This is a genomic window from Massilia sp. Se16.2.3 (assembly GCF_014171595.1).
Classification (GTDB): domain Bacteria; phylum Pseudomonadota; class Gammaproteobacteria; order Burkholderiales; family Burkholderiaceae_D; genus Telluria.
Window position 1 is genome coordinate 1,771,462 of record NZ_CP050451.1, and the last position, 12,575, is coordinate 1,784,036.

Sequence of the window (12,575 nt, forward strand, 5' to 3'; positions counted from 1 at the left end):
TCTCGACGAGTGCCGCGAAGCGGGCAGAGCGGATCGCGGGTTCCTCAGTCTAGGTCGCTTGATGGCCAGTACAAGCCAGGAAGGGACGACATCACGAAACAGTCTCGGTTTCGGAAAAAGCAGATCAAACGGACATGACACGGAAATGGCGGCATGGCCTCCCGTTTCGTATCATGCCGGCGTCCCGGCAGCCGGCAAAACAAAAGGCCGGGACACATGGCATCCCGGCCTTTCGACGCATGATGCCGGTTAGTGAGCGCTGATACCGACGTCAGCGATCACCACCGGGCTGGGGACCAGCCCGGCCTCAGCGCTGGGCGGAATGCGTACCCAGCAGCGACGGAACGAATTCCTCCATCACCGCCTTGCGCAACAGCTTCGGCGGCACCAGGCCCTGGGCCAGCACGAAGTCGTTGAATTTCTGGCGGTCGAATTTTTCGCGCAGTGCGACTTCCGCTGCCTGGCGCGTTTCCATCAGGCGCTGGTAGCCGTAGAAGTAGGAAGTCGCCTGGCCCGGCGCGCGGAAGGTGTAGCGCTGCATTTCCTGGGTCGCCATGCCTTCGGACAGGCCGACGTCGTTCATCAGGAAGCTCTTCACGCCGTCCGGGGTGATCTCGCCCAGGTTGACCATCGGGTCGAGGAAGGCGCGGGCGGCGCGCATTGCGCGGGCCTGCAGCGCGAACAGCTGGCCGTCGAGCGGCTCGTAGGGCTGCACTTCGGCCTCGGCATACAGCGCCCAGCCTTCGACGTTGACGCTGTTGAAAGCGAACACGGCGCGCGCGGTCGACACGCCGGTTTCGATCATCTTGGCGAACTGCAGTTCGTGGCCGGGACGCGCTTCGTGCGCCGTGATCGACCAGGTGCCCGACTGGTGGGTGAAGTCGTCGAACACCAGGCGCTTGCCGCTGGCGTCCGGCGGCATGCCGGTGGTCAGCACGAACTCGCCATATTCTCCGGTGTTGCCGATCAGGCGCGGTGGGCTCATGTGCGGCGCCGGCTGGGCCGCGTTCTCGGCCATCGAGGCCAGGCGGATCACGGCCTTGCGCTCTGGCAGGGTGACGATGCGCTGGGAGCGCGCCACGCCCTCGAGCGCGGCCAGGCGGTCGGCATACAGCGGCATCACCTGTTCGGTCGGGATCTGCTGTTTTTTCAGCTCGAGCATGACGGCGCGGTAGTCGGCATTCTTGAAGCCGCGTTCCTTCGCGATCAGATTGGCCGTGATCTGCATCTGGTTGCGGATCTCGGCGAACGAGGTCAGCGACTTGGCGATCAGCTCCTGCGGGCTGATGTCGACACCGAAGTTTTTCAGGTTGTCGGCATACACTTCCGGCGGCAGGCGGTGGTCGCTACGGGCGCGCGGCAGCATCTCCGTCTTCAGGCGCGCGTTGTAGGCGGTCAGCTGCTTTTCCAGCAGGTCGACACGGCTTTCCCAGCCCTTCAGTTCGCTCTTGGCGAACAGTTCGCGCATGCCCTTGATCAGGGTCGGGCCGTCGTTCAGCGCCTGTTCGACTTCGCCCTTGTAGGGCCCGATCAGGTTCTTGTTCGCCTTCAGGCGCTCCTGCAGGCGTTCCTGCGCCAGTTCCGTCACCGGGCGGTAGCCCTTGGCTTGTCCCGTGTACTTGTCGAGCCGGACCAGCAGCGCCTGCTGGCGCTCTTTCGGAATGCGCGGATCGAGCGTGGCGCGCACGACGCCGAACATCATGCGTGTCAGGTCAGTGAAGGGCATGAAGTACTTGCGCTCGAGCGCCGCGCTCTTCATCTGGTCTTGCGCCTTGTCGATCAGGATCTGCAAATCCTGCTTCACCTTCGGGTCGGTCTCGCTGCGCAGGCGCTTCTGCAGTTCGGCGACGGCCGCGCGCGTATCGCGGTTGATGGCGTCGAACTGGTCGCGCGACAGGTCGGTGATCTGTTCGTCGAAGCCGTCCACCCCGAGCGTGCTGGCCTCCTCGGGCGAATACCTGGCCATCACGTTCAGCAGCACTTTGGCGTTCGTGTTGCTCTTCGTGACCCAGGCCGGTTCGGCGGCGAAGGCGGGCAAGGACAGCGCGGCGGCCAGCAGGCCGGCGACGAGGGTACGGCTGAAGGGAAGGGTGCGGGGACGGGCGGGCAGCATGCGTTTCCCTTTGGTCGGGGCGTAGGGACAGGGCCGGACGCGCGGCGTACCGGCAGCGCGGCGCGTGGCGGCCGCGTGCATGAGTATGCCCTTTTTAGGAAAGTATTTGTGAATTCGCAAGCATGCCCGGGGAGTAGAGTCCATCCGCCAGCCAAGCCCTAACAAACGATTTGGCAAAAATGTTTGCTACGTTATAGTAAGTTTAATGCTAGAGTTCGGTAATCAAAATTACCATAGAAAGGAAGCTCCATGCGTTTGTTGGCCCTTGTATTGTCCTTGCTTGCCCTATGCACGCAGGCAAACGCCGATGAAGTGGATGACATCGTCAACGCCTACATGCAGCGCACCCATACGCCCGGGCTCAGCCTGGCGGTCGTGCGTGATGGCAAAATCATTCGCGAACAGGGCTATGGCCTGGCGAATGTCGAACACCAGGTGCCGGTGGGGCCCGACACCCTGTTCCAGTCCGGCTCGGTGGGCAAGCAGTTCACCGCCGCGCTTGTCATGTTGTTGGCCAGAGATGGAAAGCTGCAGCTCGACGCGCCGATTGCGCGCTACCTCCCGCATACCCCGAAGTCATGGAGCGCGATCACGGTGCGCCACCTGCTGACGCATACTTCCGGCGTGGGCGACCCGGAGAAGAAGGTCGACCTGCGCAAGGATTACACGGACACCCGGATGATCGCGCTGGCGGCCTCCATGCCCTTGCGTTTCCAGCCGGGCGCCAGATGGGAGTACAGCAATACCGGCTACCACCTGCTGGGCTATATCTGCAACCGGGCAGGCGGCAAGTTCTATGGCGACCAGCTGCGCGAACGCATCTTCGCCCCGCTCGGCATGAGCACGCGCATCATCAGCGAGCGCGACATCGTGCCGCACCGGGCCGCCGGTTACGAATGGCGCGATGGCCAGTTGACGAACCAGGAATGGGTGTCGCCGACGATGAACCGCACCGCCGACGGCAGCCTGTACCTGACGGCGCGCGACCTGGCCTTGTGGGACCTGGCACTGTATGACGACAAGATCCTCGATGCCGCCGCCAGGGAAGCGAGCTGGACACCGGTCAGGCTGAAGGACGGCGGCAGCTTCCCGTATGGCTTCGGCTGGGACCTGGCACCGGTGAACGGGCACCGGCGTATCGCCCACAACGGCTTGTGGCAGGGCTTTCGCAGCCAGTTCAGCCGCTTCGTCGACGACCGCCTGACCGTGGTCGTGCTGGGCAATTCGAGTTCGGCGCCGGCGGAAAAGATCGCCAGCCTGGTGGCGGCCCACTACCTGCCCGGCCTGGTGCCCCCGGTACTGCCCGATACCGACCCGGAAGCCAACGCACACGCTCGCGACATCGTGACGCACTTCGAACGTGGGGTGGCGCCGCCGCGCCTGTCGAAAGCGGCGCGCAAGCAGTTCACGCCGGAGTTCATGGCCATGGTCGCCCAGGACATGGGCGAGTTCGGCAAGATCGGCACAATCGAGCCGATCGAGCGCAAGGCCAAGGACAACTTGCGCCAGTATGCCTACCGCCTGCGTGGCGAGCACGATACGGCAGTCATGCGCTTTGCCGTGAACAAGGCCGGCGAAGTCGAGGCGATCGGCGTGTTCCCGGACTGAGGGCCAGCGCCGCCATGATTGCGGCACCTGTTTCAACCGCGGCCCGCGGCGTCCGGCACCGTCCACGCAGACGCGCGCGGCGCCGCCTCAGGTCGACGCGTAGGCCTGCAGCAGTTCGTCGCGGCGGCTGTGCGCCGAGATCTCGAGGAGGATGGTGCGCTCGAGCCTGACGGCGGGGTGGACCGCCAGGTTTTTCGCGTACCAGAACACCTCTTCCAGGGGCTTGTCGAGGTGCCAGGTGGTGACCACGAAGCCGTCGTCGGGAATCGCCTTGCCGCCGAAGCGCGCGATGTTGGCCCAGTCGACGGAGTTGTCCCAGGAGCTGCAGTCCGTGCCCCAGGCCAGCATGTACAGGCAGCCGGCGCGCACCAGCCACTGGCTCACCAGGGTCTGCCAGGCGGGCGTTACCTGCGCGTCGACGATGACGATGACGCGCGTCGGCACGTCGATCAGCGCGGGCGGCGGCGTTTCCGGCACCGGTGCAGGTAGCCGGTGGCGGGCGAGGCGAGGGGTGTGGCGCAGGTGGCTCGCATGGCGCGCACTCCGGGGCAGGCTGCCACTTTAGCGGCAGGCGTTGGCGCGCGCCAGCGACCGGGCGATCGAACAGGTAACAGCGAGCAGGGTGCCCGGCAAAGCGGATTTCATCATGCGCGAACCTCTGGAATTGGCAAACCTTGGCTTGATTTTACTGCTTGGAAACGCGCGAAAATTCACCAATTGTTTCATCTGCTTATGCAAAAAGGGTGTTGTGCGATACAAACCTGCCCCTTTCGAAACATTGCGTTACGAGAAATCGTTACCGTTCGGGGGTTAATTTGCGGCAAGTCCGTGCGACAATCCCTGTTGCTTAACACTCAGCATTCGCACGCCATCCATGCCGCATACACACCGTTCGCCGTCCCCGTCGCTTCGCGCTATCCCCCTGCTGCGCCCCTTGCCCTGCGCCGTTCTTGGCGCGCTGTTTTTGTCGGGCGCCGCATTGGCGCAGGAGGCGCCCGCTTCGGCGGTAGCGCCGGTGGCTCCGCAGAACCGGACGCCCGTATGCGCAGCGGCCGCCAGTTCGGGGCCTGGGCAGGCCACGACGACGGAGTGCGCCGCTGCCGCCACCCCGGCGGCGACAGCGGCCAACCCGGCGCCTGCCGCACCCGTCTCCACGGCAGCCACCCCGGCGCAACCCCGGGGCTCGCCCGACGGGCAGCCGGTGAACACGGTGTCGGTGACCGCCCAGCGGAGCGGCAACCGCACCGACCGCCAGGTCTATGACGTCAAGGCCGATCCGGCCACCGTGAGCGATACCGTCGCCGATACCCTCAACAAGGTGCCCTCGGTGGCGGTCGATGCCGATGGCGCCGTCACCCTGCGCGGCAAGACCAATGTCCAGATCTACGTCGACGGCAAGCCCTCGGCCATGATGCAGGGCGAGAACCGCGCCATGGCGATCAGTTCGATGCCGGCGGGGGACCTCGATTCGGTCGAGGTCATCAACAATCCGGGCGCCCAGTTCGGCAACGAGGGCGGCGGCGGTCCCATCATCAACCTGGTGATGCGGCGCGAGCGCCGGCCGGGCGGTTTCGGCAGCGTGACCGCCATCGCCGGCAGCGGCGGGCGGGCGGGCGTGAATGCCGCGGGCAGCTACACGACCGGGCGCATGAGCATCCAGGGCGGCGGCTACATCCGCAAGGAAGAGCGCCACGGCACCGGCGAAACCCGGCGCGAGCGCATCGATCCGCTGACCGGTGCGCGTGTGCACACAGCAGCCAGGACACCTCCAGCGACGCGCGCCAGCAGACGGCCAGCCTGCAGGGCATGGTCAGCTACAACCTGGGCGACAAGGATGTGCTGGCCGCCGGCGCCAACTTCATGTCGCAATCGACCGAGGGCGTCTCGAGCGAGCGCTACCTCGGCACCAATACGGCCGGCCTGGTCGACAGCGACTATCTGCGTACCGGGGCGCGCGACGGGCGCAACCGCAATTACGGCGTCAGCGCACGCCTCGACCACAAGGGCGACGCGCCCAACGAAGTCATGAAATTCGACCTGCGCCTGTCCGGTGCGAGGATTGAGGGCGACGCGCGCTACGCCACCGACTACACGGTGCGCCCGCTGCGCGCGCAAGCCCCGCGCAGCCGCCTGGACAACCTGTCCGAGAACCGCATCGCCGACTTCACCGGCGACTATGAACTGCCGGGCGAGCACGGCACCTTCAGGGCCGGCTACAAGCTGGCGCGTACCAGCAATGTCTTCGACAACGCCTACTTCGACATCGACGCGCCGGGTGGGGCCGAACGCAGCAACACGGCACGCACCAACCGCTTCGAGCTCGACGAGACGACGGCCGCACTGTACGCCTCCTACCAGTGGCGCATCGACCGCGCGTGGAGCGTGAGCGGCGGCCTGCGCACCGAATACACCGACGTCGACATGTTCCAGGCGACGACGAACGTTCGCGCCGGCAACCACTACCTCGATGCGATCCCGAGCGCCTTCGTGACCTATGGCTGGTCGGACGACACCACGATCCGCCTGAACTATGCCAAGCGCATCCGTCGTCCGGGCGCGGGCGACCTGAACCCCTTCGTGGTCTATGTCGACGAGTTCAACGTTTCATCGGGCAACCCGAGCCTGCAGCCGAGCGATTCCCATTCGCTCGAGCTGGGCCTCGAGACCAAGCTCGGCAAGGTGGACACGACGGTGCGCCTGTACGGACGGCGCGAGACCGACCTGATCTCCGAGCGCCGCATTTTCATCGCCGACAACGTCCTGCTGACCACGCGCGAGAATGCCGGCAGCAGCCGCTCCGGCGGCCTGGAGTTCACGCTGGGCGGCAAGGCCACCGAAAAGCTCAACATCAGCGCCAGCGGCAACGTCGGCCATGCCGAACAGACGGTGCTGGGCAGGCAGGGCGATGCCACGCGCAGCGCGACCTCGATTACCGGGCGCGCACGCATCGCTTACCAGTACAACCGCGAGAACAACTTCAACCTGTCGCTCAACGCCCAGGGCAAGACCCTGTTCGGCGAAGGTTACCGCCAGCCGAGCTATACCGCCGACATCGGCTACCGCCGTAGCGTGACGCCGACATTGAGCCTGGTGGTCAACGTCAGCGACCTGTTCGATTCGCAGAAAACCGAAATCATCACCGAGACCGACCGCCTGCGCGAGTACAGCATCCGGCGCCCCGACGGCCGCCGCGTGATGGTTGCCCTGAGTTACCGCTTCGGCGGTTTCAGCGCCGGCGCAGGGCGTCCGGGCGGTCCTGGTGGACCGGGCATGCGTGACCCCGGTGGTCCGGATGGTCCCCGCAGCCCTGGCGGCATGGGGGGCATAGGTCCGATGGGCGGTGCGGGCGGGCCGGGAGGCTGAACCGGCGGCGGGCGGGCGGCCATCCCGCCCGCGGCCAGGGGCGCGCACGTTTCCTGAAATCTAGAAAACCTGCCCTTGTGATAGCATCGCCGAGTTCGTTGCCTCAATGGCATCTTTGTACTCGTCACCATGGCCAAATCGATCCAGTTCGCGCAGGGCAGAAGCAAGGCGGTCTTGCAAGACCTTGCCGCGCGCCTGCGCCGGGACGTTTCCGGCTGGGGAGGGCAGTCGTCGCCGGGCGCGGACCCGAGCGGATGCAGGCGGCGATGCTGCTGTCGCTGCTCGTGCATGGCTTGCTGCTGAGTATTTCCATCGGCGGCCAGGCCTTCGGGCTGCCCGGCATGCATTTTCCCAGGAAGAGCGGCGCACGGGAGCGAACGAGTTGCGCATCCAGCTGGCGCCGGCCGTGCCGAAAGCCGCGCCCGCTGCGGCGGCGCCTGCACCTTCCGTTACGCCAGCGCCGCATCGAAATGACGTCAAGGCGGCGCCCGCGCCGCGCCCACGCACGGCGCCTCCTCCTGTACCAGTCAAACCTGCCGCGGTGGCCGAACCGGTCGCGCCTGTGGTGCCTGTGGCATCGGTCGCGCCCCTTCCAACGCCGGTGTCCACCGCGGAGCTATTGAAGGCGGCGCCCGGCTTCGTGGCAGGCCAGCAGGCGTCCGGGGAGGATGCCGAAGTAGGCAAGGCGGCAGCGCGGGAGGACGGCGCGCGGGCACGTGAACAGGAACGCGTCGAGAAAAAGGCGGCAGAGCGCAGGCGCCAGGCGGAACTGCTTGACGCCCAGCGCGAAGCGGCACGCCAGAAGCGCGAGCGCGCGGAGTCCGTCCGCGCCGAGCAGGAAGCCAGGAAAGAAACCGAGCGCCAGGAACTGGCCCGTGAGGCGCTGAAGCAGGAAGCGCTGAAACAGGATGCCTTGAAACAGGAAGCGCTGAAACAGGAAGCCTTGAAACAGGAAACGTTGAAGCAGGAGCAGGCGAGGCTGGCCGAGCAGCAGGAGGCGGCCCGCCAGGAGCAGCAGCGCCTCGACACCCTGCAGCTGGAAGCAACGCGCAAGGAAGCAGCACGGTTGGAGGCGGCACGCCAGGAACAGCTGCGCCAGGATGCTGCCCGCGCCGCGGAAGCAGCCGGAACCGAAACGGCGCGCGTGGAAGCGGAGCGCCAGCAAGGCCTGGCGCGCGAAGCGCTGCGGAGCGAGCAGGCGAAACAGGAACAGGCAAGGCAGGAACAGGCAAGGCTTGCCGAACTGACGCAAGCGGAAGCGGCCCGTCAGGAGAAGGCACGCGAGGAAGCAGCACGTCAGGAGACAGCGCGCCAGGAAGCAGCACGCCAGGACGCAGCACGCCAGGACGCAGCACGCCAGGACGCAGCACGCCAGGAAGCAGCACGCCAGGAAGCAGCACGCCAGGAAGCAGCACGCCAGGAAGCAATACGCCAGGAAGCAATACGTCAGGAAGCAGCACGCCGGGAAGCAACACGTCAGGAAGCGGCACGTCAGGAAGCGGCACGCCAGGAAGCAGCACGCCAGGAAGCAACACGTCAGGAAGCGGCACGCCAGGAAGTGGCACGTCAGGAGGCAGCCCGTCAGGAAGCGGCACGTCAGGAAGCAGTCCGCCAGGAAGCGGCACGTCAGGAAGCAACCCGTCAGGAAGCGGCACGCCAGGAAGCAGCCCGCCAGGAAGCGGCACGTCAGGAAGCGGCACGCCAGGAAACGGCACGTCAGGAAGCAGCCCGTCAGGAAGCAGCCCGCCAGGAAGCAGCCCGTCAGGAAGCGGCACGTCAGGAGGCCGCTCGTCAGGAAGCGGCACGTCAGGAAGCGGCACGTCAGGAAGCGGCACGTCAGGAAGCAGCCCGCCAGGAAGCGGCACGTCAGGAAGCAGCGCGCCAGGAAGCAGCCCGCCAGGAAGCAGCCCGCCAGGAAGCAGCGCGCCAGGAAGCGGCGCGTCAGGAACGCGCCGCCCAGGAGGCACAGCGCGAGGAGCGCCTGCGCGCAATTGGCAAGCAGCTCGACGAGGAGGCAAACAAGCGCGACGCCGCCAAGCTGCCGCCCACGACCAGCAGCCTGCGCCGCGGCTGGATGTTCGGCCGCGCCGACCCGAACGCCGAACTGGTCCAGTACGCGGCGGCGATGAGCCGCAAGATCGAAATGAACATGACCTTCGATACGGTGCGCGAACTGGTCAAGCAGACCCACGCCCAGCCGGTCGTGACGGTGGCCGTACGCGCCGACGGCTCGGTGGAGAAAGTGACTTTCGTCGTTTCCAGCGGCCTGCCCGCGCTCGATGAAGCGATCCGGCAAGTCGTGGCCAGCCAGGCGCCGTACGGGCGCTTCCCGCCGGCGCTTGCCAATCAGTACGACGTGGTCGAGATCCGCCGCACCTGGATCTTCGACATGGCGATCCGCCTCGAGTAAGCGGGAACGCGGCGCGGCGATGCCGCGACAGGGCAGCGCCGGCGGCTGGCTGATATTGCTTTAGCAACATTTGTATGTCAGCATGCTGGATCATTCCCTGGAAGCCCGTTCATGTCCCACATTACCCGCCTTGCCCTGTCGCTGGCGCTGGCAGGCAGCGCCGCTTTTGCCTGCGCCCAGAGCACCGAGCCGGAGCGTCCGGCCACGACTTTCCCCTATACCCCCGGTCTCGACGTCAACTCGATGGACAAGAGCGCCGACCCCTGCGTCGACTTCTACCAGTACGCCTGCGGCGGCTGGCTGAAGAACAACCCGGTGCCGGCCGACCAGGCTCGCTGGTCGGTGTACAGCAAGCTGGCGCAGGACAACCAGCGCTACCTGTGGGGCATCCTCGAAGGCCTGGCGCAGCAGAAGGCGGGGCGCAACGCCACCCAGCAGAAGATCGGCGATTATTTCGCTGCCTGCATGGACGAAGGCGCCATCGCCAAACGGGGCGGCGAACCGCTGGCGCCCTGGCTGCAGCAGATCGACGCGATGCGCTCGAGGAGCGAGCTGCCGCGCGTGCTCGCGGCCTTGCAACTGACCATGTCGAACACCGATTTCTTCTTTGGCTTCACGTCCAGCCAGGACTTCGCCGATTCCACCCGCGTCATCGCCTTTGCCAGCGCCGGCGGCCTGGGCCTGCCCGAGCGCGACTACTACCTGAAAACCGACAAGCGCTCGAAGGAAATCCGCGCCAAATATGTCGCCCACCTGGCAACCATGTTCGGCCTGATCGGCGAGGATCGGGGCAAGGCCCGGCGTTCGGCGGCAAGCGTGATGCGCATCGAGACGGCGCTGGCGCGGGCCTCGCTCGCTCCCGTCGAGAAGCGCGATCCCTATAAACTGTTCCACAAGACCGACCTGAAAGGTCTGCAGGCACACACCCGCGGCTTCGACTGGAAGCCTTTCCTTGCCGAGCTTGGCCAGCCGGACCTGAACAGCTTCAATGTCACCGAGCCAAAGTTCCTGCGCGCCTTTGCCGGGCAACTGCGCACGAAGAGCCTGGCCGACATCAAGACGTATTTGCGTGCGCATGTCCTGACGACGATGGCGCCAGTGCTGTCGCCGCAGTTCGACGAGCCGCATTTCGCCTTCTTCAGCAAGACCCTGCGCGGCGTCGAGCGCCAGCAGCCGCGCTGGAAGCGCTGCGTGCAGCTGGTCGACTACCAGCTCGGCGAAGCCCTCGGCCAGGAGTTCGTCAGCCGCGCCTTCTCGCCGGAACTGAAGGCCAAGTCGCTGCACATGACGCGCCAGGTGGAAGAGGCGATGGCGAAGGACATCGAGTCGCTCGACTGGATGAGTGCCGACACCAAGAAGCGCGCTCGCGAGAAACTCGACGCGATCGTCAACAAGATCGGCTACCCCGATACCTGGCGCGATTACTCGACGTATGAAGTGCGCGCCAATGATTTCGCCGGCAACGTCGTGCGCGGTTCGCTGTTCGAGAACCGGCGCCAGCTGGCCAAGATCGGCAAGCCGCTCGACCGCAGCGAATGGGGGATGACGCCGCCGACGGTGAACGCCTACTTCAATCCGCAGATGAATGACATCAACTTCCCGGCCGGCGTGCTGCAACCGCCGCTGTTCGACCCGAAAATGGATGATGCGCCAAACTACGGCAATACGGGCGGCACCATCGGCCACGAACTGACCCACGCCTTCGACGACGAGGGCCGCCAGTTCGATGCCAAGGGCAACCTCAAGGATTGGTGGACGAAGAAGGACAACAAGGCGTTCAACGAGCGCGCCCAGTGCATCGTCGACCAGTATGCCAAATACACCGTGGTGGACAACATCAAGATCAACAGCCGCCTGACCCTGGGCGAGGATGTGGCCGACCTGGGCGGCTTGATCCTGGGCTGGATGGCATGGAAGACGCAGATGGCCAGCATGCCGCAACAGGCCCAGCCGAAGGGCAGCGCGCTACGTGATGGCCTGAGCCCGGAGCAGCGCTTCTTCGTCGGTTTCGCACAATGGGCCTGCGAAAACAACCGTCCGGAAAGCCTGCGCGTGTCGGCCACGACGGACCCGCACTCGCCGGGCAAGTACCGGATCAATGGCGTGGTCATCAACATGCCGGAGTTCGAAAAGGCCTTCGCGTGCAAGCCGGGCCAGCCGATGGCGCCGGTCAAGCGTTGCCGCGTCTGGTAAGAGCCTATCCCGGTAGTCCGGAGTCGCTGCTGGCGCGCCTGACAAACGCGTGCTGCGTTGCTCGTCGTTGCATGGCCAGCCATGCGGCCTCCTCGCGCCTTGCCCGCGCTTGCCATGCATCGCCACCAGCTTTCCCCGGACTACCGGGATAGGCTCTAAGAAGAAGACTGCGTGCCATCCCCAGCCGGTCTGCAGCCGGGGCATGGCAGGCGAACGCTCAGCTGCGGCGCCGCCGTCCGAGGGCAAGCATGCCCAGGCCGCCGGCGAGCAGGGCATAGCTGCCGGGTTCAGGCACTTGTGCCGGGAGTGGCGCGAAGGTCGGGAACAGGCCCGAGATCGACCCATTCTCCAGCGTGGTCAAGTCGTAGGAGGCAGTACGGCCATAACGGATCGCATTCGTGTCCAGGAACATGAAGTTGCTGCCGGCACCCGGCCCGAGCGTTCCGCCTCCGGCGGCGCCGAACAGGAAATTCAGGTTCGGTGTATCGAAACGCAGGACGCTGTCGGGTGCCACCTCGCCGATGCCGTCGATCCGGTAGTCGCCGTTGTAGATGCCGGTCACGAAGTTCCCAATACGAAAACTCGTGATCGCGCCGCTCGAGTTCGGATCATTGACCACGCGCCAATAAAAATCGAGGGTGCCGTCGACGCTCGAACGTACGACGCGCGACTGCACGGTGCCGGAGACGGTACCGCCATAAGCCGCAAAGCTGAAAGCCATCACATCGTCTTCGAGGACGACGCCGGCAAGTTGCGGACTCTCGTCAACGGTGGTGCCATCGAGTGGCGTGGTGCCGACAGGCAGGATGACGGCCTGGGCACCCGTGCTCAGTGTCAGGGCAATGGCCAGCGCAAGGGTAATACGTTTCATGGGAACTCCTTGTAAAT

9 protein-coding genes are annotated in these 12,575 nt (G+C 65.7%); 5 read left to right on the forward strand and 4 right to left on the reverse strand.

What is annotated here, in order from left to right; genetic code table 11:
• Nucleotides 1-307 precede the first annotated feature (307 nt).
• Entirely contained in the window at nucleotides 308-2,113 is a 1,806-nt protein-coding gene (locus tag G4G31_RS08190) for a DUF885 domain-containing protein (protein WP_182990998.1), read from the reverse strand.
• 249 nt (nucleotides 2,114-2,362) lie between these two features.
• On the opposite strand from G4G31_RS08190, the gene G4G31_RS08195 reads away from it, so the two are divergent.
• Nucleotides 2,363-3,721 carry a serine hydrolase gene (locus tag G4G31_RS08195; RefSeq protein ID WP_182990999.1) on the forward strand — a complete coding sequence of 453 codons (1,359 nt, stop codon included), beginning with the start codon at nucleotides 2,363-2,365 and terminating at the stop codon, nucleotides 3,719-3,721.
• An 87-nt stretch (nucleotides 3,722-3,808) separates the two neighbouring features.
• Here the strand turns inward: G4G31_RS08195 and G4G31_RS08200 are convergent, their stop codons facing one another.
• Together G4G31_RS08200 and G4G31_RS08205 are read right to left on the reverse strand one after the other, a co-directional pair.
• The gene (locus G4G31_RS08200) at nucleotides 3,809-4,198 is read right to left on the reverse strand and encodes a hypothetical protein (RefSeq protein WP_182991000.1); all 390 of its coding nucleotides are present in this window, start codon (nucleotides 4,196-4,198) and stop codon (nucleotides 3,809-3,811) included.
• A gap of 84 nt (nucleotides 4,199-4,282) precedes the next feature.
• Nucleotides 4,283-4,447, reverse strand: coding sequence for a hypothetical protein (locus G4G31_RS08205; protein ID WP_182991001.1), 165 nt, complete (start codon nucleotides 4,445-4,447; stop codon nucleotides 4,283-4,285).
• A gap of 208 nt (nucleotides 4,448-4,655) precedes the next feature.
• Here G4G31_RS08205 and G4G31_RS28965 point away from each other — a divergent pair, with 208 nt between their 5' ends.
• From G4G31_RS28965 to G4G31_RS08220, 4 genes are all read left to right on the forward strand, one after another.
• On the forward strand, nucleotides 4,656-5,750 hold the full coding sequence (locus G4G31_RS28965) for a TonB-dependent receptor plug domain-containing protein (RefSeq protein ID WP_374011282.1): 1,095 nt from the start codon (nucleotides 4,656-4,658) through the stop codon (nucleotides 5,748-5,750).
• Nucleotides 5,660-7,084, forward strand: coding sequence for an outer membrane beta-barrel family protein (locus tag G4G31_RS25525; protein WP_374011302.1), 1,425 nt, complete (start codon nucleotides 5,660-5,662; stop codon nucleotides 7,082-7,084). The genes G4G31_RS28965 and G4G31_RS25525 overlap by 91 nt, the downstream gene beginning before the upstream one ends.
• A gap of 601 nt (nucleotides 7,085-7,685) precedes the next feature.
• On the forward strand, nucleotides 7,686-9,494 hold the full coding sequence (locus G4G31_RS08215) for a histone H1-like repetitive region-containing protein (protein ID WP_182991002.1): 1,809 nt from the start codon (nucleotides 7,686-7,688) through the stop codon (nucleotides 9,492-9,494).
• Between the two features lie 111 nt (nucleotides 9,495-9,605).
• Nucleotides 9,606-11,687 carry a M13 family metallopeptidase gene (locus G4G31_RS08220; protein WP_182991003.1) on the forward strand — a complete coding sequence of 694 codons (2,082 nt, stop codon included), beginning with the start codon at nucleotides 9,606-9,608 and terminating at the stop codon, nucleotides 11,685-11,687.
• 217 nt (nucleotides 11,688-11,904) lie between these two features.
• Here the strand turns inward: G4G31_RS08220 and G4G31_RS08225 are convergent, their stop codons facing one another.
• Entirely contained in the window at nucleotides 11,905-12,558 is a 654-nt protein-coding gene (locus tag G4G31_RS08225) for a PEP-CTERM sorting domain-containing protein (protein ID WP_182991004.1), read from the reverse strand.
• Nucleotides 12,559-12,575 lie beyond the last annotated feature (17 nt).